We start from the raw sequence: 24,237 nt of genomic DNA on the forward strand, positions 1-24,237 counted from the left end.
ACTCTGTGGCAGTAATTCGATTCGGCTGCGAACGCATTGTGTGGATACGGAAACGGTCCGGTCGAATTACCTGTGCGGGTGTGCCTTCGAATTGCCGTACGGCACGGAGTCGTCGGCCCGCGCGGGCCAACCGCGCAGGGGCACAGGACAGGGTGTGGCGGACGATGCGTCAGTCGCCGGTTAGGGCGGCCATGTTGGTGGCACGATGGTTCTGGCGGGGTGCGCGGGGTCGCGTCGCCCGGGCCGGGGAACCGAACCGACCAAGGGTGTGATCAGTTGTGGCCATTTCACTGTCTGTGGTGCTTCTGTTGGCGATCATCCTGGTGGTGCTGATCAGAGGCGGGTCCCTCAAGGCCGGGCCGGCGGTCGTCGCCGTCCTCTTCGGCTTCTTCCTCGCCTCCACCGGCATGGCCGACGACATCCAGCGGTTCCTGGACTCGATAGCCGGGATGATCAACTCGATCAGCTTCTGACCCCGCCCCGCCCCGCGCGGAGATCCCCGACCGACCTGGCAGAACGCCGGCCTGCGCGTGCGCTGCGTGCCGGCGAGCGGGCTCATGCGACGTCGCGTACGGGTGGCGGGTGCGTGGCGGGCAACCGCCGGGTCGAAGAGCGCCGCGGCCGAGCGGCCGAGTCCGTTCCGGCGGCTCTCGCCCCGGACATCCGGCACGGCACGCAGGGGGCACGCCGGACCGAACACCGCCCCCGGACGTGATCAGGGCCAGGCCGGAGGATCGATCCTCCGACCTGGCCCTGATGCGTCCAGAGCGGGCGACGGGAATCGAACCCGCGTAGCTAGTTTGGAAGACTAGGGCTCTACCATTGAGCTACGCCCGCACAGCGCGCGCCGCGGATCGGTGACCGCGGCACTGACAGGCATCGTAGCGGGTAGTGCCCCCTCGTCGCACACCCCGTTCCCGCCCCGCCGCCGGCGTCGCGCCGCGCCCGGGAAATGCGGCGGCCCCTGTGCCTGGGTGCATGTACCCTACGTCTCGCACCAGACGGGGTGTGGCGCAGCTTGGTAGCGCGTCCGCTTTGGGAGCGGAAGGCCGTGGGTTCAAATCCCGCCACCCCGACCACCCGGTCGATCACGTATCCGTTGATCGCCTTTTGGGCGCCGTAGCCGCTGCCGTTACTATGCAAGCTGCACGCCCGTGTGTCTCAGCGTCTGAAGTCCTCCGGGCGGCGAATCGGCCGGACCGCTCTGGTCCCGGCAGAACCGAGAAGTCAGCCACAAGGAGACCGAACCGTGAAGAGCGCCGTGGAGACCCTGAACCCGACTCGGGTTCGGCTCACTGTCGAGGTGCCCTTCGAGGAGCTCAAGGACAGCCTCGACGCGGCGTACAAGAAGATCAACCAGCAGGTCACGGTGAAGGGCTTCCGCAAGGGCAAGGTCCCGGCCCGGGTCATCGACCAGCGGTTCGGCCGCGGTGCGGTGCTGGAGGAGGCCGTCAACGACGCCCTCCCGAAGTTCTACACCGACGCGGTCAACGAGGCCGAGCTGAACCCGCTGGGCCAGCCCGAGGTCGACATCACGGAGCTGAAGGACGGCGAGACGCTGAACTTCACCGCCGAGGTCGACATCCGCCCCGCCATCGAGATCCCGGACTACTCCGGCATCGAGGTCGAGGTCGACGCCGTCGAGGTCAGCGACGAGGACGTCGAGAAGTCGGTCGAGCAGCTCCGCGAGCGCTTCGCCTCCACCTCCCCGGTGGAGCGCGCCGCCGAGGACGGCGACGTCGTGACCATCGACCTGGAGGCCAAGGTCGACGGTGAGATCCTGGAGGACGGCGTCGCCAGCGGCGTCTCCTACACCATCGGCTCGGGCGAGCTGCTCGACGGCATCGACGACGCCGTCAGGGGCCTGTCCGCCGACGGCGAGGCCACCTTCACCTCCGAGCTGAAGGGCGGCTCCGCGGCGGGCAAGGAGGCCGAGGTCACCGTCAAGGTCACCCAGGTCGCCGCCCGCGAGCTGCCGGAGCTGGACGACGAGTTCGCCCAGCTCGCGTCCGAGTTCGACACCCTCGAGGAGCTGAAGGCGGACAGCCGCAAGCGCCTGGAGAACATGAAGCAGTACGACCAGGCCACGCAGGCCCAGGAGCGCGTCCTGGAGAAGCTGCTCGAGCTGGTCGAGGTCCCGGTCCCCGAGAAGCTGCTCGAGGACGAGATCAACACCCGTAAGCACAACCTCGAGCACCACCAGCTCGGCCAGATGGGCCTCGACCTCGCGAAGTACCTGGAGATCCAGGGCAAGACCGAGGAGGAGTTCGAGACCGAGACCCGTGAGGCCGCGGTCAAGGGCATCAAGACCCAGTTCGTGCTCGACGAGCTCGTCAAGCAGGAGAAGCTGAACGTCAACCAGGAGGAGCTCACCGAGCACCTCATGCGCCGTGCCGCCTCCTCCGGCATGTCCCCCGACCAGTTCGCCCAGGCCGTCGTCGAGCAGGGCCAGGTCCCGCTCCTCGTCGGTGAGGTCGCCCGCGGCAAGGCCCTGGCCGTCGTGGTCGAGAAGGCCACGGTCAAGGACACCAACGGCGAGATCGTCGACCTCGACGACGAGGAGGACGAGGCGGACACCGCCGAGGCCGCCACCGAGTCGACCGAGGCCGAGGCCGGCGAGGCCGCCGCCGAGGAGAAGACCGAGGGCTGAGCCGTCCGTCGGCTCCGAAGAGCGTGTGACGGGCTCCGGGTACGTTGGTCACCCGGGGCCCGTCCTCGTACCTCGGGGACAGCGGGGAACCGCGCGACCGGCCCCCACGGGCCGTGGCCGCCCGTGCTCCGTCGGGCTCAGGGCGAGAAGGCGCACCGGCGTCCCCGCGGAGTACACCGCGCTACGCCCCCGGCGAACACTCCCGTTACCGGGATTGCCCAGCGCAGCCACCGCGTTAGGGTCCATGAATACGAGGGCACAGGAGTCACCGCATACGGCTCCGGCCCCGCAGGAAACGTAAGACGGCCCGGCGCCGTCGTAAGACGAGCAGGTGGATACGTGACGAATCTGATGCCCTCCGCCGCCGGCGAGCCTTCCATCGGTGGTGGCCTCGGCGACCAGGTCTACAACCGGCTGCTCAACGAGCGGATCATCTTCCTCGGCCAGCCGGTCGACGACGACATCGCCAACAAGATCACCGCACAGCTGCTGCTCCTTGCCGCCGACCCGGACAAGGACATCTACCTGTACATCAACAGCCCCGGCGGTTCCATCACGGCCGGCATGGCGATCTACGACACCATGCAGTTCATCAAGAACGACGTGGTGACGATCGCCATGGGCCTGGCGGCCTCCATGGGTCAGTTCCTGCTGAGCGCGGGCACTCCCGGCAAGCGCTTCGCGCTGCCGAACGCGGAGATCCTGATCCACCAGCCGTCCGCCGGCCTCGCCGGTTCGGCCTCGGACATCAAGATCCACGCCGAGCGGCTGCTGCACACCAAGAAGCGCATGGCCGAGCTGACGTCCCAGCACACCGGCCAGTCGGTCGAGCAGATCACCCGTGACTCGGACCGTGACCGCTGGTTCGACGCCTTCGAGGCCAAGGAGTACGGCCTCATCGACGACGTCATCCCCACGGCCGCCGGCATGCCGGGCGGCGGCGGCACCGGGGCCTGAGCGGCCCCACGGGGCCCTTGTGGCCCCGTGGACCCCGCCGGCCCTCCCCGGGCCCGGTGAACAGCCCCAGCAGCCCCAGCCGACCGCCACAGCCCCTTTCCAGGAGACACCGTGAACGACTTCCCCGGCAGCGGCCTGTACGACCGCGCGCGTGCCGAGTACACCGGCCCCGCGGCCGAGTCCCGTTATGTCATCCCGCGCTTCGTCGAGCGCACCTCCCAGGGCATCCGCGAGTACGACCCGTACGCGAAGCTCTTCGAGGAGCGCGTGATCTTCCTCGGCGTCCAGATCGACGACGCCTCCGCCAACGACGTCATGGCGCAGCTGCTGTGCCTTGAGTCGATGGACCCCGACCGGGACATCTCGGTCTACATCAACAGCCCGGGCGGCTCCTTCACCGCGCTCACGGCCATCTACGACACGATGCAGTACGTGAAGCCGGACATCCAGACGGTCTGCATGGGCCAGGCGGCCTCCGCCGCCGCGGTCCTGCTGGCCGCCGGTACGCCCGGCAAGCGCATGGCGCTGCCGAACGCGCGCGTGCTGATCCACCAGCCGTACAGCGAGACGGGCCGCGGTCAGGTCTCCGACCTGGAGATCGCCGCCAACGAGATCCTCCGCATGCGCACGCAGCTGGAGGACATGCTGGCCAAGCACTCCACCCGGCCGATCGAGAAGATCCGCGAGGACATCGAGCGCGACAAGATCCTCACGGCCGAGGACGCGCTGCAGTACGGCCTGATCGACCAGATCATCTCCACCCGGAAGATGGACAACGCCAGCCTGCGCTGACGCGAGGTGGGGGTGTAACGTCTGCCGCCCCTTGGCACGGTTTGGCACGGTCCACGTCAAAGTGAACCGTGCCAAGGGGGGCCCGGACGGGGGGCTCGGCAAGGTACCGTCGGACATAAGGCAGCACCAGGAGCCGCCGGACACGGATGTCCGGTCGTCTCCCAGGCGAAGGGGAAGCACACCGTGGCACGCATCGGTGACGGCGGCGATCTGCTCAAGTGCTCGTTCTGCGGCAAGAGCCAGAAGCAGGTCAAGAAGCTCATCGCAGGGCCCGGTGTGTACATCTGCGACGAGTGCATCGATCTCTGCAACGAGATCATCGAGGAAGAGCTCGCCGAGACCAGTGAGGTCCGCTGGGAGGAGCTGCCCAAGCCCCGCGAGATCTACGAGTTCCTCGAGGGCTACGTGGTCGGGCAGGAGTCGGCGAAGAAGGCCCTGTCCGTCGCCGTGTACAACCACTACAAGCGCGTCCAGGCCGGCGAGAACGGCGGCGCCGCCGGCCGCGACGACGCCATCGAGCTGGCGAAGTCCAACATCCTCCTGCTGGGCCCCACGGGCTCCGGCAAGACGCTGCTGGCACAGACCCTGGCCCGCATGCTGAACGTCCCCTTCGCGATCGCCGACGCCACGGCGCTCACCGAGGCGGGATACGTCGGCGAGGACGTCGAGAACATCCTGCTGAAGCTGATCCAGGCGGCCGACTACGACGTCAAGAAGGCCGAGACCGGGATCATCTACATCGACGAGATCGACAAGGTCGCCCGCAAGAGTGAAAACCCGTCGATCACCCGTGACGTCAGCGGCGAGGGCGTACAGCAGGCCCTGCTGAAGATCCTCGAGGGCACCACGGCCTCGGTCCCGCCGCAGGGCGGCCGCAAGCACCCGCACCAGGAGTTCATCCAGATCGACACGACGAACGTGCTGTTCATCGTGGGCGGTGCCTTCGCCGGACTGGAGAAGATCATCGAGGGCCGGGCGGGCGCCAAGGGCATCGGCTTCGGCGCGACGATCCGCTCCAAGCGGGAGATGGAGTCCAAGGACCAGTTCGAGGAGGTCATGCCGGAGGACCTGGTCAAGTTCGGCATGATCCCCGAGTTCATCGGCCGTCTCCCGGTCATCACCTCGGTCCACAACCTCGACCGCGAGGCCCTGCTGCAGATCCTGGTCGAGCCGCGCAACGCGCTGGTCAAGCAGTACCAGCGCCTCTTCGAACTCGACGGTGTGGAGCTGGACTTCGAGCGCGAGGCGCTGGAGGCCATCGCCGACCAGGCCATCCTCCGCCAGACCGGCGCGCGCGGCCTGCGCGCCATCATGGAGGAAGTCCTCCAGGGCGTGATGTACGAGGTCCCGTCCCGCAAGGACGTGGCCCGCGTGGTCATCACGGCGGACGTGGTCCTCTCCAACGTCAACCCGACCCTGATCCCGCGTGACGCGCGCGGCCGGGGGTCGGGGGAGCAGAAGACGGCGTAGGCCTGACGCATAGGAAGGCGCCCAGCGAATCCGCTGGGCGCCTTTTGCCTGGTGGCAGTGATTTCGGTCAGATCCCGCCGATCTGACTATTTTTATGCGTGACGGCGGCCGCAGGAGTCCTACCGCTGGTCGCAGCCTCACCTGCCAGCGCTTACGGACCTTCTTACGGTGAGCAGTACCTTGCTTCGAAGGACTACATCGTCGGATCGGGTGCGAAGGCTTCCTGCAAGTACGCGGGAAGTCCAGGGACCGCACCGATCTGCAGTGCGGGACTGATCAAGCTGGGCGTGAGGGACAACCACGCGATCCAGGCGTGTCGCGCGGTCTGAGGTTTCCATCCGGCCGACATGCACTCACCTGCAGCCGGCCGTAGAGGATCACATGCAGTGAGGGGGTGCACGGCGAGCTCGCCGTGCACCCCCTCAAACCTTCTCGTTTCACACCTTGTCGCGGACCTCGTTGCGCAGCTTCGTGGTCATGTCCGCTGCGGCGTCCTTGGTGATGTCCTTGGTGTTGTCACCGGGGGAGACGATCGCAATCGTGCTGTAGTCGGCCCAGGCGCAGAACCAGTTGGTCGTTTCCTTCTGGGTGAGGTCGTTGGTGCCCTTGCCCGCCTGGCACTTCATCACCGCGCCGTCGATGTTGACCGACTCCGGCTCGCCGACCAGTTCGGACATGAGCCCCTTGCTCGAGCTTTCCTCGGTCTCCTTCTTGATGGAGGCGAAGATCTTGTCGAGCGCCGCTTCCGGATTCTCGACCTTGCCGTACGCGCCGATGAACGTCACGCCCTTGGCCGTAAGCAGCTCGGTCTTGTCCGGAATGGTGGTGGGGTCCTGCGGGTCGTAGTTGCTGAAGTCGGCCGTGGAATATTGGGCGCCGACGGACTTGCCGTCCTTGATGCCGCCCTCGGCGAGGTCGTCCACCGTGTTGGAACTGGAGTCCTCGCCGCCGTCGCCTACGCGGGTGTACTCGCTGAGCACCGTTTCCGGCGCGGACAGCTTGTGCGCCCCGTCGTCCTCCAGGCCGCCCGCGCCGCCGCCTCCGCCGATCACGAAGTACGCGCCCACGCCGATCGCCGCCACGACCGCCACCGCGCCGATGATGATCCCGGCCTTCTTGCCGCCGCCGCCCGAGGCGGGCGGCTGGGGCGGCATGCCGTACTGGGGCTGGCCGTAGGGCGGCTGCTGACCGTACGGGGGCTGCTGACCGTAAGGAGGCTGCTGCGGCGGGACGCCCGGTTGGCCGGGCTGCTGCGGGTAGCCGTAGCCGGGCTGCTGAGGCGGGGGAGCCTGCTGAGGGTAGCCGTAGCCGGGTTGCGGAGCCTGCGGCTGCTGGCCGTAAGGACCCGGCTGGCCGTACGGTCCGGGCTGCTGGGGCTGCCCGCCGTACGGGCCCGGCTGGTTGTAGCTCATTACAGGGTTCCCCCTCCAGATGCTTATGTGCTGCTGACATCCTGACTCAGGCATGACCCGTTCAGGCCACCGGGTGCCGCACCGTTACAAAGGAAATCGCGTTTCGGGTCAGGGCTGTGACGCCTCTAAACTGACCCCCGTGACCGAGAACTCTCAGCAGCCGCAACCAGCGCCCACGACCGAACTGCCGACCCAGTACGCGCCGGCCGATGTAGAGGGGCCGCTGTACGAGCGCTGGGTGGAGCGGGGTTACTTCGAGGCCGACGCCAAGAGCGACAAGCCTCCGTACACGGTCGTCATCCCGCCGCCGAACGTCACGGGCAGCCTGCACCTCGGGCACGCCTTCGAGCACACCCTCATCGACGCCCTGACGCGCCGCAAGCGGATGCAGGGTTTCGAGACGCTGTGGCAGCCCGGCATGGACCACGCCGGTATCGCCACGCAGAACGTCGTCGAGCGGGAGCTCGGCAAGGAGGGCAAGTCCCGCCACGACCTCGGCCGCGAGGCCTTCGTCGAGCGGGTCTGGCAGTGGAAAGGCGAGTCCGGCGGGCAGATCAGCGGACAGATGCGGCGCCTCGGTGACGGCGTCGCCTGGACGCGTGAGCGCTTCACCATGGACGAGGGCCTGTCCAGGGCCGTCCAGACCATCTTCAAGCGGCTCTACGACGACGAGCTGATCTACCGCGCCGAGCGCATCATCAACTGGTGCCCGCGCTGTCTGACCGCGATCTCCGACATCGAGGTCGACTACCAGGACGACGACGGCGAGCTCGTCTCCATGAAGTACGGCGACGGGGACGACACCATCGTCGTCGCCACCACCCGCGCGGAGACCATGCTGGGTGACACGGCCGTCGCCGTTCACCCCGACGACGAGCGCTACAAGCACCTCGTCGGCAAGCTCATCAACCTGCCGCTGACGGACCGGTCCATCCCGGTCGTCGCCGACGAGCACGTCGACCCCGAGTTCGGCACCGGTGCCGTCAAGGTGACCCCGGCCCACGACCCGAACGACTTCGAGATCGGCCGGCGCCACGACCTGCCGTCCCTCACCGTGATGGACGAGCACGCCGTCATCACCGCGCACGGCCCCTTCCAGGGCCTGGACCGCCTCGAGGCGCGCTCCGCCATCGTCGCCGCGCTGCGCGCCGAGGGCCGGATCGTCGCCGAGAAGCGGCCCTACGTCCACTCCGTCGGCCACTGCTCGCGCTGCAAGACCACCATCGAGCCGCGCCTGTCCATGCAGTGGTGGGTCAAGGTCGGCCCGCTGGCGAAGGCCGCCGGTGACGCGGTCCGCGACGGCCGCGTCAAGATCCACCCGCAGGAGATGGAGAAGCGGTACTTCGACTGGGTCGACAACCTCCACGACTGGTGCATCTCGCGGCAGTTGTGGTGGGGCCACCGCATCCCGGTCTGGTACGGGCCGAACGGCGAGGTCGTCTGCGTCGGACCGGACGACGAGGCGCCGAGCGGCGAGGGCTGGCACCAGGACTCCGACGTCCTCGACACCTGGTTCTCCTCCGGCCTGTGGCCGTTCTCCACCCTCGGCTGGCCGGAACAGACCGAGTCGCTCGCGAAGTTCTACCCGAACTCCGTCCTGGTCACCGGCTACGACATCCTCTTCTTCTGGGTCGCCCGGATGATGATGTTCGGCCTGTACGCGATGGACGGCACCCCGCCGTTCCACACCATCGCCCTGCACGGCATGGTCCGCGACCAGTTCGGCAAGAAGATGTCGAAGTCCTTCGGCAACGCGGTCAACCCGCTGGACTGGATGGACAAGTACGGCAGCGACGCCCTCCGCTTCACGCTCGCGCGCGGCGCCAACCCGGGTGTCGACGTGCCGATCGGCGAGGACTGGGTCCAGGGCTCGCGCAACTTCGCCAACAAGATCTGGAACGCGACCCGCTTCGCGCTGATGAACGGCGCCACGGTCGAGGGCCCGCTGCCGGACGCGTCGAAGATGTCGTCCACCGACCGCTGGATCCTGTCCCGGCTGAACACGGTCGTCGCCGAAGTCGACGCGTACTACGACGACTTCCAGTTCGCCAAGCTGTCGGACGCGCTGTTCCACTTCGCCTGGGACGAGGTCTTCGACTGGTACGTCGAGCTGTCCAAGACCACCTTCCAGGCGGGCGGCGAACCGGCCGAGGTCAGCAAGCGCGTCCTCGGTGAGGTCCTCGACGTCACGCTGCGGCTGCTGCACCCGGTGGTCCCGTTCGTCACCGAGACGCTGTGGACGACCCTGACGGGCGGCGAGTCGGTGGTCGTCGCCGAGTGGCCGAAGGACAGCGGCTTCCGGGACGCCGACGCCGAGCGGGAGATCGCCACGCTCCAGTCGGTCATCACCGAGGTGCGCCGGTTCCGTGCCGACCAGGGTCTCCAGCCGGGGCAGCGGGTCCCGGCCCGGCTGACCCTCGGCGGTACGGAGCTCGCCGCCCACGAGCCGGCCATCCGGCAACTGCTGCGCCTCCAGCCGGAGGGCGACTCCTTCACCGCGACGGCGACCCTCCCGGTCGGGGGCGTCGAGGTCGCCCTTGACCTGTCCGGTGTGATCGACGTGGCCGCCGAGCGGAAGCGACTCGCGAAGGACCTCGCCGCGGCGGAGAAGGAGAAGGCGCAGGCGACGGCGAAGCTCGGCAACGAGGCGTTCCTGGCGAAGGCGCCGGACCACGTCGTGGACAAGATCCGCACGAGGCTGGCCAAGGCGGAGGAGGACATCACCCGCATCCGGACCCAGCTGGAGCGCCTGCCCAGCGCCTGACGGCCGAGACGGACCACCCGCGGCCCCCGACCGGAGACCTCCCGGCCGGGGGCCGTTCACGTCGTGGTGGCCGGCGCGTAACCCGCCCGGGGGAACCTGCGGCTTCGCCCACCGCCAGGCCGACGCCCTCAGGAGCACCCCCACGATGCCCCGCACCGCGCCCCCGACCGCCGCACCGCCCGCCGCAGGAACCGCGCAGGGCAGACCCGGCCGGGACCGGCGGTACGACATCGACCTCCTGCGCGTCCTGTGCACCGCCGCCGTCGTGCTGGTGCACGCCTCCGGCGAGTTCATCGACGCCGGCCACCGTACGACCGGCGTCCTCGGCGACTCGGTCAGCCGGTTCGCCGTGCCCGTGTTCTTCGCGATGGCGGGCTGGTCGGCACTGGCGGGCTCGCCGGTGCGCGGCGACGCCCACCTCCTCACCCGGCTCGGACGGATCCTGCGCCCGATGGCGGTGTGGACGGCGGTCTATCTCCTCTGGCAGTACGTGGCGGGGCCACCCCTGAACGGCGGCGTCAAGGAGGCGGTACGGGCCCTCTTCGGCTCGGTGGAGGCCGCCTTCCACCTCTGGTACCTCTACGCCTACGTACCGCTGCTCCTGCTCCTCGGCGTCGCCGCGCTCGTCCTCCAGCGGCGCGCCACGCCCCGCCGGTCGCTGCTGCTGCTCGCCGCGTTCGCCGTCGCACCGGCGGTCGTCGGGGACGCCCGGACCCTCACCGGGCTGCCGCTGCCCCCGTGGGACTGGAGCGTGTCGCTGTCCTCCCTGGGTTACGCGGTGGCGGGCGCCGCCCTGCTCGCCGCCCGGCGGCTCGGCCCGCGCCCGCTGTGGATCGCGGCCGCCGCGGTCGCGCTCGTCGCCCTCACCCTGTACCAGTTCACCGTGCGGCACCCCGCCGCGTACGGGAGCGCGGCGGTGGCCGCGCTGACCTTCGCCGTGCTCGGCGCGGTGGCCGGGGTGCGGGTGCCCCAGAGGGTGCGGGCGGTGCTGGGGCGGCTGTCGGACGCGTCGTTCGGGACGTACCTGGTGCATCTGCTGTTCGTGATGCTGCTGGTCAGGCCGGTCGCGGAACGGGTCCCGCACGGGTTCGCGGCGCCCGTGGCGCTCGCCGTGACGGCGGTGGCCGCCGCCGCGCTGTCCTTCGCCGCGAGCGTCCTGTGGGGCCGGCTGGGGATGCGGAAATGGCTCGGCTGACCCGGGGCACCGGGCCCGCCCGGCGCCGCCCGCGCCGCTCCGTAGACTGGGTACCGTGAGCGAGCGCCCAGAATCAGCAGGTCCCGACCCGGACGACACCTTTGACGAGTTCGCGGAGCTCGTCGAGGAGGAGACCCGCCGCGACCCCGACCTGGCGGTGATCGAGGCCGGCAGCCGCACCCTGCGCACGCAGGGCGGGCTGCCGCAGGCGGACGTACCCGCCCGCCCCGAGGACCCCGAGGTCGACAAGGCCCTGCGCGAGGTCGAGGCGGACCTCGCCACCCGCTGGGGCGAGACCAAGCTGGAGCCCTCCGTCAGCCGCATCTCCGCGCTGATGGACGTGCTGGGCGAGCCGCAGCGGTCGTACCCCTCGATCCACATCACCGGCACCAACGGCAAGACCTCCACCGCCCGCATGATCGAGGCCCTGCTCGGCGCCTTCGAGCTGCGCACCGGGCGGTACACCTCGCCGCACGTCCAGTCGATCACGGAGCGGATCAGCCTCGACGGGGCGCCGATCCCCGCCGAGCGGTTCGTGGAGACGTACCAGGACATCAAGCCGTACATCGAGATGGTCGACTCCCGGCAGGAGTACCGGCTGTCCTTCTTCGAAGTGCTGACCGGCATGGCGTATGCCGCCTTCGCGGACGCGCCCGTGGACGTGGCCGTCGTCGAGGTCGGCATGGGCGGCAGCTGGGACGCGACCAATGTGATCGACGGGAGCGTCGCCGTGGTGACGCCGATCGACCTCGACCACACCGACCGGCTCGGCAGCACACCCGGTGAGATCGCCGGCGAGAAGGCCGGCATCGTCAAGCCGGACGCCACGGTGATCATGGCCCAGCAGCCCGTCGACGCGGCGCAGGTCCTGCTGAAGAAGGCCGTCGAGGTCGACGCGACGGTGGCCCGGGAAGGCCTGGAGTTTGGCGTCGTCGCCCGGCAGGTCGCGGTCGGCGGCCAGCTGGTGACGCTGCGCGGACTCGGCGGCGAGTACCCCGAGGTGTATCTGCCGCTGCACGGCGCCCACCAGGCGCACAACGCGGCCGTGGCGCTCGCCGCCGTGGAGGCGTTCTTCGGTGTCGGCGCGGAGCGTGACGGGCAGCTCGACATGGACACCGTCCGCAAGGCCTTCGCCGCCGTCACCTCCCCGGGCCGGCTGGAGGTCGTGCGGCGCTCACCGACCGTCGTCCTGGACGCCGCCCACAACCCGGCGGGCGCGCGGGCGGCGGCCGAGGCGCTCGGGGAGGCGTTCCAGTTCAGCCGGCTCATCGGCGTGGTCGGCGCGAGCGGCGACAAGAACGTGCGCGGGCTGCTGGAGGCGTTCGAGCCGGTCTTCGCCGAGGTCGTCGTCACCCGCAACTCCAGCCACCGCGCGATGGACGCCGACGAGCTGGCCGCGATCGCCGTCGAGGTGTTCGGCGAGGACCGCGTCCAGGTCGAGCCGCGGCTGCCCGACGCGCTGGAGGCCGCGATCACGCTGGCCGAGGAGGAGGGCGAGTTCGCGGGCGGCGGTGTGCTCGTCACCGGTTCCGTCATCACCGTCGGCGAGGCCCGACTGCTCCTGGGGAGGGGCTGACACCGTGCGTACGCTCTGCGCCTCGACGCTGATCGGCGAGTTCTTCATCATCGGATTCGCCGGGCTGGTCGCGATGAAGGACCCGGACCTGGCCACCGCCACGGTGTGGACGGTCTGCGGTGTCGCGATGTTCCTGTCGGTGGCCCTGTGCGGGGTGATCACCCGGCCCGGCGGGGTGGCCCTCGGCTGGGCGTTCCAGATCGCCCTCGTCGCCTCCGGTGTGTTCGTCCCGCTGATGTTCTTCATGGGCGTGCTCTTCGCGGTGCTGTGGTGGGCATCGGTGCACTTCGGCCGGAAGGTGGACGAAGCGAAGGCCCGTTTCGCCGCCGCCGCCGACCGGCCTGACGCTGCGTGACAGCTGCCCCGACACGCCCGGTAACCTCATCTCCCCGCACAACTTCACGCACAAGGAGCTCCGTCGTGACCCAGCGCACCCTCGTCCTGCTCAAGCCCGACGCGGTCCGTCGCGGCCTGACCGGCGAGATCATCAGCCGTATCGAGCGCAAGGCCGGCTGGCGGATCACGGCGCTGGAGCTGCGCACCCTGGACCAGGACACGCTGGAGCAGCACTACGGCGAGCACAAGGGCAAGCCGTTCTACGAGCCGCTGGTGGAGTTCATGGCCTCCGGCCCGGTCGTGGCGATGATCGTCGAGGGGGAGCGGGTCATCGAGGGAGTGCGCCAACTGGCCGGTCCCACCGACCCGATCGCCGCCGCGCCGGGCTCGATCCGCGGCGACTTCGGTGTGATCGTCCGGGAGAACCTGATCCACGCCTCCGACTCCGAGGAGTCCGCCGAGCGTGAGGTGAAGATCTTCTTCCCCGGTCGCGCGTAACCTCGCGGATAACGATCACGTCGCGGCCGCGTTCAGCGCGTTTGCCGTCTGTCGGATGGTCTGGGGGCTTTGCCCCCGGGCCATTTTTGGCATATGCACGGCGTTCGGGGGAACGGATGCCCCCGATGGCCCGTCTCCACAAGCAGGGGCGCACGCCATCTGATGACAATGGCGAAGACCCTCGCGCGGTGTTCGCGAAGGCGCGTCTACCATGGAAGCCTTCACGTCACCGCACCCACCTCGCCAACCTGAAAAGCCCTCAAAAGCTTGTGGGGAGGCCAGACGAATCCTGATGGGGAACTCAATGTCGTTCATCGGCCGTGACATGGCTGTCGACCTCGGGACCGCCAACACGCTGGTGTACGTCAGGGGTCGTGGGATCGTACTCAACGAGCCGTCCGTCGTCGCGATCAACACCAATACCGGTGGCATCCTCGCGGTCGGTGCCGAAGCGAAGAAGATGATCGGGCGCACACCCGGCAACATCGTCGCCGTACGTCCGCTGAAGGACGGCGTCATCGCCGACTTCGAGATCACCGAGCGGATGCTCCGCTACTTCATCCTGAAGATCCACAAGCGCCGGTACCTGGCTCGCCCGCGGGTCGTGGTCTGTGTGCCCTCGGGCATCACCGGCGTCGAGCGCCGCGCCGTCATCGAGGCGTCGTCCCAGGCCGGCGCCCGCCAGGTGCACATCATCGAGGAGCCCATGGCCGCCGCCATCGGCTCCGGACTGCCGGTCCACGAGGCCACCGGCAACATGGTGGTGGACATCGGCGGCGGCACCACGGAGGTCGCGGTCATCTCCCTCGGCGGCATCGTCACCGCCCAGTCCATCCGCGTCGCGGGCGACGAGCTGGACAACGCGATCATCCAGCACATCAAGAAGGAGTACTCGCTCCTGCTGGGTGAGCGGACGGCCGAACAGATCAAGATCACGATCGGTTCGGCGTACGAACTCGACACTGACGAGCACACCGAAATCCGCGGCCGGGACCTCGTCTCCGGACTGCCGAAGACCGTGGTGGTCTCCGCCGCCGAAGTGCGCAAGGCGATCGAGGAGCCGGTCAACGCCATCGTCGACGCCGTCAAGACGACCCTCGACAAGTGCCCGCCGGAGCTGTCCGGCGACATCATGGACCGAGGAATCGTTCTGACCGGCGGCGGAGCACTGCTGCGCGGACTCGACGAGCGGCTGCGCCGGGAGACGGGCATGCCGATCCACATCGCCGAGGACCCGCTGGACAGCGTCGCGCTCGGCTCCGGCAAGTGCGTAGAGGAGTTCGAAGCGCTGCAGCAGGTGCTGGACGCCCAGCCCCGCAGATGACTCAACTCTTCGATTCCGCCGTACGGGACGTTCTTCTCTCGTACGGCGGATCGCTGATATCGAGGCATAAGCTCTCCCGCAACGCCTCGAAAGCCCGGCACATATCGCCGGAGAACTGAACAACCGACACCTCAAATCCGTTTTTCGACGAGGAAGGCACGGCCGCCGCACGTGAGGGACACACGAGAGAGCCGGCTGCTCCTGGTGCTGCTGATCGCCATCGCGTTCGCACTGATCACGGTGGACATCCGCGGCGGGGAGGATTCACCGGTCGACGGTGCCCGGCAGGCGGCGGCGACCGTCTTCGGCCCGATCGAGAACGGCGTGTCCAGCGCGGTCGACCCGATCGGCAACGCCGTCTCCGCCGTCCGCGAATCCGGCGACCGGCACGACCGGCTCGCCGAACTGGAGCGGGAGAACGCCGCGCTCAAGGCCGAACTCGGCAGCGACGACCGCGGCCGCAGCCGCCTCGAGCAGCTCGACAAACTGCTGAAGATCTCCGGCCGGGGCCAGTACGGCATCAAGGGCGCCCAAGTCATCGCCATAGGGGCGGCCCAGGGCTTCTCCTGGACCATCACCATCGACGTCGGCGCCAACGACGGCATCAAGCGCGACATGACCGTCCTCAACGGCGACGGACTCGTCGGCCGCGTCACCACCGTCGGGCCGAACACCGCCACCGTCCTGCTCGCCAGCGACCCCGACTTCACCGTCGGCACCCGCATGGAAGCCGGTGACGAACTCGGCTTCGCCTCCGGCCAGGGCGACCGCCCGCTGCGCGTCGAACTGCTCAACAGCAAGGCCGAGATCAAGAAGGGCGACCGCCTGGTCACCTTCGGCTCGCAGGCCGACAAGCCGTTCGTGCCCGGCGTCCCCGTCGGTGTCGTCTCCCGCGTCGACCCCTCCGGCGGCGACCTCACCCGCACCCTCTACGTCACGCCGTTCGTCGCCTTCAGCAAGCTCGATGTCGTCGGCGTCGTCGTCCAGGCCCCCGAGAAGGACCCGCGTGACACGGTGCTGCCCAAGAAGCCCGAGCCGACGCCCACCCCGACCGTGACGGTGACCGTCACGCCCTCCGCCCCTGCCGACGGCCAGTACCAGCAAGAGCAGTAGGAGCTGTCACCCCCATGCGCGTCAACCGGATCCTGCTGTCCAGCTCGCTGATCGTCGTCGCCCTGGTGATCCAGGTGAGCGTCCTCGCCCGCCTCCACCTCCCGGGCGCCGTCCCCGACCTGCTGCTGCTCACCGTCCTCGGCCTCGCCCTGGTCTACGGTCATGTCGGCGGCGCCCTCGTCGGCTTCGCCGCCGGACTCCTCGCCGACCTCGCCCCGCCCGCCGACCACGCCGCCGGCCGCTACGCCCTCGTGCTGTGCGTCATCGGCTACCTGGCCGGACTCGTCAAACCCGAGACCGGGAAGGTCAAGTCGGCCACCGGCCCCATGGCCGTGGTGGTCGCCGCCGCGATCGGCTCCACCCTGCTCTACGCCGGTGTCGGCGCCCTCGTCGGCGACACCGCCGCCCGCCATGTCGGCCTGGGCGGACTGCTGTTCACCGCCGCGCTGTACGACCTGCTGCTCGCCCCGTTCGTCGTCCCCGGCGTCATGGCCCTGGCCCGGCGCGCCGAGAACGACCCGCTCGCCGAGACCGGTTCCGCCAAGTCCGGCGACATCTCGACCGGCTGGCTCTCCGGCGGCACCGGACTGCGCATCGGCGGCCAGCGGAACGGACTGCGGGCCAAGGCGGCCCGGGCCCGGGGGGCCCGCGCCGGACGCATCAAGGGGGTCAAGCGCCTGTGACCTCGCCACACTTCACCACAACGAGTGATCGAGGACGGAAACCCGGGACGCGGACCGGCCGTTCATCACTCGTACCCACACACTCGTACGCACTCCGAGAGGGGGAGGAAACCGCGTGACCAACATCCCCGAGACCGGCCGCAACCCGCGGGTCCAGATCCGGCTCGTCGTCATCCAGGTGCTCGTCATCTCCCTCCTCGGCACCCTCGGCGGGCGCCTGTGGTACCTCCAGATCCGCGAGGGCGACCAGTACGCCAAGGAGGCCTCCGGCAACCACGTCCAGCAGGTCGTCCAGCCCGCTGTCCGCGGCTCCATCCTGGACGCGCGCGGCGTGGCCCTCGCCGACAACGAGACCCGGCTGGTCGTCTCCGCCTCCCGCACCGACCTCCTGAAGATGAAGGACGACGGCAAGGCGGTCCTCACCAAGCTCGCCGACGTCCTCGGCATGACCCCCGAGGAGGTCATGCAGAAGGTCCGGCTGTGCGACGCCGAGACCCCCCAGCCCTGCTGGAACGGCTCGCCGTACCAGCCCATCCCCATCACCGACGAGGCCACCGCCAAGCAGGCCCTGCAGATCCGCGAGCGCGCCGAGGACTTCCCCGGCATCACCGCCGAGCCGCAGGCCCTGCGCCGCTACCCGAGCCCCGGCAAGGCCAACACCGCCCAGGTCCTCGGCTACCTCTCGCCCGTCACCGACGAGGAGATCCAGCAGGCCCAGGACACCAGCTCGCCCTACCTGCGCTCCGACATGGTCGGCCGCTCCGGACTGGAGCGCCAGTACGACAAACAGCTGCGCGGCAAGGCCGGCGTCACCCGCTACGAGGTCGACAACCTCGGCCGCGTCATCGGCACGGCCGAGTCCGACCCCGCCCAGCCCGGCGCCAACCTCGTCACCAGCATCGACTCCCGCGTCCAGCGCATCGCCGAGTACGAGCTGAACGAGGCCATGAAGGCCGCCCGCAAGGAACACGACCGCAACACCAACCGCAACTACGAGGCAGACTCCGGAGCCGTCGTCGTCATGGAGGCCAAGACCGGCCGTGTCGTCGCCATGGCCTCCAACCCGACCTACGACCCCAACGCCTGGGTCGGCGGCATCTCCGCCAAGGACTACGCCAACCTCACCGGCAAGAAGTCCAACTACCCGCTGCTCAACCGCGCCATCCAGGGCCAGTCGGCACCCGGCTCCATCTTCAAGGTGATCCCGACCGCCGCCGCGATCAACGCCGGATACTCCTTCGAAGGCCCCTACAACTGCTCCAGCTCGTACTCCATCGGCGGGCAGGTCTTCAAGAACTTCGAGTCCCAGAACCACGGCCCCATCAGCCTCGGCCGGGCCCTGGAAGTCTCCTGCGACACCGTCTTCTACAGCCTCTCCCACCAGGAATGGAAGCGGGACGGCGGCAACAAGCCGAAGAAGAACGCCAACGACTGGTTCTACAAGACCGCCCACCAGTTCGGCCTCGGCGAGGAAACCGGCATCGACCTGCCCAACGAGGTCACCGGCCGCGTCCCCGACCGCCAGTGGAAGAAGGACTACTGGACGGCGAACAAGGACGCCTGGTGCAAGTCCGGCAAGAAGGACGGCAGCTACGTCGAGCGCATCGCCTACGAGAACTGCCTCGAGGGCAACCGGCTGCGCGCCGGTGACTCCGTCAACTACTCCATCGGCCAGGGCGACACCCTCGTCACCCCCATCCAGATGGCCACCATCTACGCCGCCATCTCCAACGGCGGCACCCTCTACAACCCCTCCGTCGGCAAGGCCGTCATCAGCCCCGACGGCAAGTCCGTCACGGAGCTCGAGCCCCAGTCGCACGGCAAGCTGCCCATGTCGAAGAAGACCCTCGGCCAGATAGACGCAGCCCTCGAAGGAGTCGCCACCCGCGGCACGGCCGCGTGGCGATTCGGGGGCTGGCCACAGGACGAGATCCCGATGCACGCCAAGACCGGTACCGCCGAGGTCCACGGCAAGCAGACCACCTCATGGTTCGCCACCTACACCAAGGACTACTCGATCGTCATGACGATCTCCCAGGGTGGTACCGGCTCCGGCGCCTCGGGCCCCGCCGTACGCAACATCTACAACGCCCTGTACGGCGTCTCCGAGGAAGGGGGGATCGACAAGAAGAAGGCACTGCTGTCCCAGCCGCAGAAGAACCTCCCCACGGTCCGCACCGACGGCACCATCAAGTCCCCGAAGATCTCCAAGGACCCCGCCAAGGACCGGGTGAGCCCCTCGCCCGACGCCCGGGCCACCACCCCGCAGGACGGCCAGGACGACCCCGCCGACCAGCAGGCGGCCACGGCCCCCTCACCGGAGATCGGCAACCGCGACACCCGCCGCCGCGAGCGACGACGGGGCGGCGGACCACGCCCCGCTGACGGCCGCCACCGCGACCGCGCCCACCACCGGCGCCGCGGCACCGCGACGCGGAGGACGGCGACATGACCGGCGGCGTCAACAGCTTCCAGGTCTCCGGATACGGACCCGAGCGGGCCGGCTGGACACGGGTCTTCGCCCGCGACTCCCTCGCCCGCCGCCTCGACTGGCCGATACTGCTCTCCGCGACCGCCCTGTCCCTGCTGGGCTCGCTCCTGGTCTACTCGGCCACCCGCAACCGCACCGAACTCAACCAGGGCGACCCCTACTACTTCCTCGTCCGGCACTGGCTGAACACCGGCATCGGGCTGGCCCTGATGATCGGCACCGTCTGGCTCGGCCACCGCGCCCTGCGCACGGCCGTACCCCTGCTGTACGGCGTCTCGCTCCTGCTGATCCTGCTGGTGCTCACACCCCTGGGCTCCACCATCAACGGCGCCCACTCCTGGATCAAGCTCCCCGGCGGCTTCTCCCTCCAGCCCTCCGAGTTCGTGAAGATCACGATCATCCTGGGCATGGCGATGCTGCTCGCCGCCCGCGTCGACGCGGGCGACAAGCCGTACCCCGACCACCGCACCGTCCTCCAGGCCCTCGGGCTGGCCGTCGTCCCCATGCTGATCGTGATGCTCATGCCCGACCTCGGGTCGGTCATGGTCATGGTCATCATCGTGCTCGGCGTGCTGCTCGCCTCCGGCGCCACCAACCGCTGGGTCTTCGGCCTGTTGAGCGCCGGCGCCATCGGCGCGGTCACCGTCTGGCAACTCGGGATCCTCGACGAGTACCAGATCAACCGCTTCGCCGCCTTCGCCAACCCCGAGCTCGACCCCGCAGGCGTCGGCTACAACACCAACCAGGCCCGCATCGCCATCGGCTCCGGCGGACTCACCGGCTCCGGCCTCTTCCACGGCTCCCAGACCACCGGCCAGTTCGTGCCCGAGCAACAGACCGACTTCGTCTTCACCGTCGCCGGTGAGGAACTCGGCTTCGTCGGCGGCGCACTGATCATCGCCCTGCTCGGCATCATCCTCTGGCGCGCCTGCCGCATCGCCCGCGACACCACCGACCTGTACGGCACCATCGTCGCCGCCGGCATCGTCGCCTGGCTCGCCTTCCAGTCCTTCGAGAACATCGGCATGACCCTCGGCATCATGCCGGTCACCGGCCTGCCCCTGCCCTTCGTGTCCTACGGCGGCTCGTCGATGTTCGCCGTATGGCTGGCCGTGGGCCTGCTGCAGTCGATCCGGGTGCAACGGCCGATGTCCGCGTGACCACCGGCCGCGCGGCCCCCGTGCCACGGACGTCCGCGCGGCCGTCACGTCACGGACGTCCGCGTGACCCCTCGCGTCACGGACGTCCGCGTGACCCCTCGCGTCACGGACATCCGCGCGACCCCTCGCGTCACCGGCGCGGAGCCACCCACTGCCCTTCCGCACCCAGGGCGACTACATTCGGTTCATGGCGGACATCAAGCGCGAGATCGAGCGAAAGTACGAGTCCGACGACAGCGGGCTGCCCGACCTGACCCATGTCCCCGGCGTCGCCTCCGTCCTCGACAAGGGCGTCGCCCACCTCGACGCCACCTACCACGACACCGCCGACGAACGACTGGCCGCGTCCGCCGTCACCCTGCGCCGCCGCACCGGTGGATCCGACGCCGGCTGGCACCTGAAGCTCCCCGTCGCCCCAGGAGTGCGCGACGAGATCCACGCCCCGCTCTCCGACACCGTCCCGGACCGGCTCGCCGCGCTCGTCCGTTCCCGCGTCCGCGACGGCGCACTGCGGCCCGTCGTCCGGCTGCGCTCCGACCGCGAAATACGCCACCTGGTCGACGCCGACGGCCGACTGCTCGCCGAGGTCGGCGTCGACGCCGTCCACGCCGAACGCCTCACCGGCAACGGCGGCACCGTCCAGTGGACCGAGATCGAGGTCGAACTCGCCGACGACGGCGACCCCGCCTTCCTCGACAAGGTGGACAAACGCCTGCGCAAGGCCGGTGTACGCCCCTCGAAGTCGCCCTCGAAACTCGCCAGGGCCCTGGCCGAGACGGCACCCCCCACGAAAGCGCACCCCCGCGGGCCACGAGTGCCCCGCAAACCCGTCACCGCCGGCGACCACGTCCTGGCCTACGTCCGCGAGCAGCGGGACGCCCTCGTCGAACTCGACCCCGCCGTACGCCAGGACATGCCCGACTCCGTGCACCGCATGAGAGTCGCCACCCGCCGCCTGCGCAGCACCCTCGGCACCTTCCGCGCCCTCCTCGACCGCGAGATCACCGACCCCATCGGCGCCGACCTGAAATGGCTGGCCGGCGAGCTGGGCCTGGACCGCGACCAGGAGGTACTCGCCGAACGCCTCACCACGGCCCTCAACGACCTGCCCGCCACCCTCGTCTCCGGCCCCATCGCCGACCGGCTCACCACATGGTCCGAGGCCCGCCACAGCTCGGCCCACGGCCGGCTCACCAAGATCCTCGACTCCCGCCGCTACCTCGCCCTGCTCGACACCCTGGACGCCCTGTCGGCCGACCCGCCACTGCGCGAGAAGGCCGGCGCCGACCCCGGCAAGCCGCTCGCCAAGGCCGTACGCAAGGACTTCGACAAGCTCACCCGCCTCGTCACCCACGCCCTCGGCCTCCCGCCCGGGCAGGACCGCGACATCGCCCTGCACGAGGCCCGCAAGAAGAGCAAGCGCACCCGGTACGCGGCCGAGGCCGCCACCCCCGCCCTCGGCAAACCCGCGAAGAACCTCGTCAAGTCCATGAAGTCGCTGCAGAGCCTGCTCGGCGACCACCAGGACAGCGTCATGGCCCGCCAGACCCTGCGCGAGCTGGCCGCCGTCGCCCACGCGGCGGGCGAGAGCGCCTTCACCCACGGCCTCCTCCACGGCCGCGAGGAACGCCGCGCGGAACTCGCCGAGGCCGCCCTCCCCGGAACCTGGACGTCGATCAGGAAGAACACCGCCCTCTGATCGGCGTACGGGGAACCCGCCCGGCCGCGTTAGTCTGGGTGGTCACCCGCCCTCCAGCCATCGGCCGGGGGGACCCCCAGTCAGCACACGAAGGTTCGCGAGATGCCTGCCGAAGCCGCCGAGTCTGTGAAGTCTGTGTTTCCACAGCTCGAAGCTCTGCTCCCGCATGTGCAGAAGCCGATCCAGTACGTCGGCGGAGAGCTCAACTCCACGGTCAAGCCGTGGGACAGCTGCGACGTCCGCTGGGCGCTCATGTACCCCGACGCGTACGAGGTCGGACTGCCCAACCAGGGCGTCATGATCCTCTACGAGGTCCTCAACGAGCAGGACGGAGTCCTCGCCGAGCGCACCTACAGCGTCTGGCCGGACCTCGAGGCGCTGATGCGGGAGCACGGCGTCCCGCAGTTCACGGTCGACAGCCACCGCCCGGTGAAGGCCTTCGACGTCTTCGGCCTGAGCTTCTCCACCGAGCTCGGCTACACCAACATGCTGACCGCCCTGGACCTGGCCGGCATCCCGCTGGAGTCCAAGGACCGCGGCCTGGACGACCCGATCGTCATGGCCGGCGGCCACGCCGCCTTCAACCCCGAGCCGATCGCCGACTTCATCGACTGCGCGATCATCGGCGACGGCGAGCAGGCGGTCCTGGAGGTCACGCGGATCATCCGCGCCTGGAAGGAGGAGGGCCGCCCCGGCGGCCGCGAGGAACTCCTCCTGCGCCTGGCGAAGACCGGCGGCGTGTACGTCCCCGGCTTCTACGACGTCGAGTACCTCCCCGACGGCCGTATCGCCCGTGTCGTACCGAACCGCTCGGGCGTGCCGTGGCGCGTCTCCAAGCACACGGTGATGGACCTCGACGAGTGGCCCTACCCCAAGCAGCCCCTCGTCCCCCTCGCCGAGACGGTCCACGAGCGCATGTCGGTGGAGATCTTCCGCGGCTGCACCCGCGGCTGCCGCTTCTGCCAGGCCGGCATGATCACCCGCCCGGTGCGCGAGCGTTCGATCACCGGCATCGGCGAGATGGTCGACAAGGGCCTGAAGGCGACCGGCTTCGAAGAGGTCGGCCTGCTCTCCCTGTCCTCCGCCGACCACTCGGAGATCGGCGACGTCGCCAAGGGACTGGCCGACCGCTACGAGGAGGACAAGATCGGCCTCTCCCTCCCCTCCACCCGTGTCGACGCCTTCAACATCGACCTGGCGAACGAGCTGACCCGCAACGGCCGCCGCTCGGGCCTGACCTTCGCCCCGGAGGGCGGCTCGGAGCGCATCCGCAAGGTCATCAACAAGATGGTCTCCGAGGACGACCTCATCCGGACCGTCTCCACCGCCTACGGCAACGGCTGGCGCCAGGTGAAGCTGTACTTCATGTGCGGCCTGCCCACCGAGACCGACGACGACGTCCTCCAGATCGCCGACATGGCCACCCGCGTGATCGCCAAGGGCCGCGAGGTCTCCGGCTCCAACGACATCCGCTGCACGGTCTCCATCGGCGGCTTCGTCCCCAAGCCGCACACCCCCTTCCAGTGGGCGCCCCAGCTCTCCGCCGAGCAGACGGACGAGCGTCTCGCCAAGCTCCGCGACAAGATCCGCGGCGACAAGAAGTACGGCCGCTCCATCGGCTTCCGCTACCACGACGGCAAGCCCGGCATCGTCGAGGGCCTGCTCTCCCGCGGCGACCGCCGCATCGGCGCGGTCATCCGCGCGGTCTACGAGGACGGCGGCCGCTTCGACGGCTGGCGCGAGCACTTCTCGTACGACCGCTGGATGAGCTGCGCGGACAAGGCGCTGGCGGAGTTCGGCGTCGACGTCGACTGGTACACCACCCGCGAGCGCACCTACGAGGAGGTCCTGCCCTGGGACCACCTCGACTCGGGTCTCGACAAGGACTGGCTCTGGGAGGACTGGCAGGACGCCCTCGACGAGACGGAGGTCGAGGACTGCCGCTGGACCCCGTGCTTCGACTGCGGGGTGTGTCCTCAGATGGACACGAGCATCCAGATCGGTCCGACGGGCAAGAAGCTGCTGCCTCTGACGGTCAAGAACGCCGCGCCGACGCCGAGCGGCCACGCACACTGACGTGAGCGTGGCGGTCGACGCACGAGGGCGGTCCGGACACA

Annotated in this window: 18 protein-coding genes and 2 tRNA genes; 18 read left to right on the plus strand and 2 right to left on the minus strand. The window is 69.4% G+C overall.

Going from position 1 to position 24,237, the window contains the following annotated elements:
- Positions 1–278: 278 nt before the first annotated feature.
- Positions 279–473: a hypothetical protein gene (locus tag IE178_RS01860; protein WP_142195362.1), complete on the plus strand. Its 195-nt coding sequence runs from the start codon at positions 279–281 to the stop codon at positions 471–473.
- A 293-nt stretch (positions 474–766) separates the two neighbouring features.
- Here the strand turns inward: IE178_RS01860 and IE178_RS01865 are convergent.
- Positions 767–837, minus strand: a tRNA-Gly gene (locus tag IE178_RS01865).
- A gap of 165 nt (positions 838–1,002) precedes the next feature.
- Between IE178_RS01865 and IE178_RS01870 the strand changes: the two genes are divergently transcribed.
- The 5 genes from IE178_RS01870 to clpX all read left to right on the plus strand — a co-directional run bounded on the left by IE178_RS01870 (position 1,003) and on the right by clpX (position 5,869).
- Positions 1,003–1,079: transfer RNA gene (locus IE178_RS01870), tRNA-Pro, on the plus strand.
- A gap of 170 nt (positions 1,080–1,249) precedes the next feature.
- Complete coding sequence (gene tig / locus IE178_RS01875; protein WP_184760616.1) at positions 1,250–2,650, plus strand: trigger factor; 1,401 nt, start codon at positions 1,250–1,252, stop codon at positions 2,648–2,650.
- Positions 2,651–3,001: 351 nt separating this feature from the next.
- Entirely contained in the window at positions 3,002–3,607 is a 606-nt protein-coding gene (locus IE178_RS01880) for an ATP-dependent Clp protease proteolytic subunit (protein ID WP_030818448.1), read from the plus strand.
- Between the two features lie 111 nt (positions 3,608–3,718).
- On the plus strand, positions 3,719–4,399 hold the full coding sequence (locus tag IE178_RS01885; protein WP_308433318.1) for an ATP-dependent Clp protease proteolytic subunit: 681 nt from the start codon (positions 3,719–3,721) through the stop codon (positions 4,397–4,399).
- Between the two features lie 183 nt (positions 4,400–4,582).
- Positions 4,583–5,869, plus strand: a complete 1,287-nt coding sequence (clpX, locus tag IE178_RS01890) for an ATP-dependent Clp protease ATP-binding subunit ClpX (RefSeq protein ID WP_184760617.1) — start codon at positions 4,583–4,585, stop codon at positions 5,867–5,869.
- A 437-nt stretch (positions 5,870–6,306) separates the two neighbouring features.
- Here clpX and IE178_RS01895 read toward each other — a convergent pair whose 3' ends face one another.
- The gene (locus tag IE178_RS01895; protein WP_193511051.1) at positions 6,307–7,281 is read right to left on the minus strand and encodes a hypothetical protein; all 975 of its coding nucleotides are present in this window, start codon (positions 7,279–7,281) and stop codon (positions 6,307–6,309) included.
- Between the two features lie 139 nt (positions 7,282–7,420).
- Between IE178_RS01895 and IE178_RS01900 the strand changes: the two genes are divergently transcribed.
- The 12 genes from IE178_RS01900 to IE178_RS01955 all read left to right on the plus strand — a co-directional run bounded on the left by IE178_RS01900 (position 7,421) and on the right by IE178_RS01955 (position 24,196).
- Positions 7,421–10,045 carry a valine--tRNA ligase gene (locus tag IE178_RS01900; RefSeq protein ID WP_193511052.1) on the plus strand — a complete coding sequence of 875 codons (2,625 nt, stop codon included), beginning with the start codon at positions 7,421–7,423 and terminating at the stop codon, positions 10,043–10,045.
- A 145-nt stretch (positions 10,046–10,190) separates the two neighbouring features.
- Positions 10,191–11,240 (plus strand): acyltransferase, encoded by a 1,050-nt coding sequence (locus tag IE178_RS01905; RefSeq protein WP_193511053.1) that lies wholly within the window; start codon positions 10,191–10,193, stop codon positions 11,238–11,240.
- Between the two features lie 55 nt (positions 11,241–11,295).
- Positions 11,296–12,816, plus strand: a complete 1,521-nt coding sequence (folC, locus tag IE178_RS01910; protein ID WP_184760621.1) for a bifunctional tetrahydrofolate synthase/dihydrofolate synthase — start codon at positions 11,296–11,298, stop codon at positions 12,814–12,816.
- A 4-nt stretch (positions 12,817–12,820) separates the two neighbouring features.
- Complete coding sequence (locus IE178_RS01915; RefSeq protein ID WP_184760622.1) at positions 12,821–13,171, plus strand: DUF4233 domain-containing protein; 351 nt, start codon at positions 12,821–12,823, stop codon at positions 13,169–13,171.
- Between the two features lie 65 nt (positions 13,172–13,236).
- Positions 13,237–13,650 carry a nucleoside-diphosphate kinase gene (gene ndk / locus IE178_RS01920; protein WP_184760623.1) on the plus strand — a complete coding sequence of 138 codons (414 nt, stop codon included), beginning with the start codon at positions 13,237–13,239 and terminating at the stop codon, positions 13,648–13,650.
- Between the two features lie 304 nt (positions 13,651–13,954).
- Positions 13,955–14,974 (plus strand): rod shape-determining protein, encoded by a 1,020-nt coding sequence (locus IE178_RS01925; protein WP_142195489.1) that lies wholly within the window; start codon positions 13,955–13,957, stop codon positions 14,972–14,974.
- A gap of 171 nt (positions 14,975–15,145) precedes the next feature.
- The gene (gene mreC, locus IE178_RS01930; protein ID WP_184760624.1) at positions 15,146–16,087 is read left to right on the plus strand and encodes a rod shape-determining protein MreC; all 942 of its coding nucleotides are present in this window, start codon (positions 15,146–15,148) and stop codon (positions 16,085–16,087) included.
- A 14-nt stretch (positions 16,088–16,101) separates the two neighbouring features.
- Positions 16,102–16,770: a rod shape-determining protein MreD gene (gene mreD / locus IE178_RS01935; RefSeq protein WP_193511054.1), complete on the plus strand. Its 669-nt coding sequence runs from the start codon at positions 16,102–16,104 to the stop codon at positions 16,768–16,770.
- Between the two features lie 115 nt (positions 16,771–16,885).
- Complete coding sequence (mrdA, locus tag IE178_RS01940) at positions 16,886–19,222, plus strand: penicillin-binding protein 2 (protein ID WP_318279784.1); 2,337 nt, start codon at positions 16,886–16,888, stop codon at positions 19,220–19,222.
- Complete coding sequence (gene rodA / locus IE178_RS01945; RefSeq protein WP_184760626.1) at positions 19,219–20,421, plus strand: rod shape-determining protein RodA; 1,203 nt, start codon at positions 19,219–19,221, stop codon at positions 20,419–20,421. Before mrdA ends, rodA begins: the two co-directional genes overlap by 4 nt.
- A gap of 187 nt (positions 20,422–20,608) precedes the next feature.
- The gene (locus IE178_RS01950; RefSeq protein ID WP_193511055.1) at positions 20,609–22,120 is read left to right on the plus strand and encodes a CYTH and CHAD domain-containing protein; all 1,512 of its coding nucleotides are present in this window, start codon (positions 20,609–20,611) and stop codon (positions 22,118–22,120) included.
- Between the two features lie 102 nt (positions 22,121–22,222).
- Positions 22,223–24,196 carry a TIGR03960 family B12-binding radical SAM protein gene (locus IE178_RS01955; RefSeq protein WP_193511056.1) on the plus strand — a complete coding sequence of 658 codons (1,974 nt, stop codon included), beginning with the start codon at positions 22,223–22,225 and terminating at the stop codon, positions 24,194–24,196.
- The last annotated feature ends 41 nt before the right edge of the window (positions 24,197–24,237 follow it).

Source organism: Streptomyces griseoloalbus (assembly GCA_014650015.1).
GTDB lineage: Bacteria > Actinomycetota > Actinomycetes > Streptomycetales > Streptomycetaceae > Streptomyces > Streptomyces griseoloalbus.

Excerpts from the sequence above, each read along its gene's own strand:
- IE178_RS01950 (WP_193511055.1), top strand. The coding sequence starts at position 20,609 with ATGGCGGACATCAAGCGCGAGATCGAGCGAAAGTACGAGTCCGACGAC.
- rodA (WP_184760626.1), top strand. The coding sequence starts at position 19,219 with ATGACCGGCGGCGTCAACAGCTTCCAGGTCTCCGGATACGGACCCGAG.
- IE178_RS01895 (WP_193511051.1), bottom strand. The coding sequence starts at position 7,281 with ATGAGCTACAACCAGCCGGGCCCGTACGGCGGGCAGCCCCAGCAGCCC.
- IE178_RS01955 (WP_193511056.1), top strand. The coding sequence starts at position 22,223 with ATGCCTGCCGAAGCCGCCGAGTCTGTGAAGTCTGTGTTTCCACAGCTC.
- mreD (WP_193511054.1), top strand. The coding sequence starts at position 16,102 with ATGCGCGTCAACCGGATCCTGCTGTCCAGCTCGCTGATCGTCGTCGCC.
- IE178_RS01905 (WP_193511053.1), top strand. The coding sequence starts at position 10,191 with ATGCCCCGCACCGCGCCCCCGACCGCCGCACCGCCCGCCGCAGGAACC.
- IE178_RS01925 (WP_142195489.1), top strand. The coding sequence starts at position 13,955 with ATGTCGTTCATCGGCCGTGACATGGCTGTCGACCTCGGGACCGCCAAC.
- IE178_RS01880 (WP_030818448.1), top strand. The coding sequence starts at position 3,002 with ATGCCCTCCGCCGCCGGCGAGCCTTCCATCGGTGGTGGCCTCGGCGAC.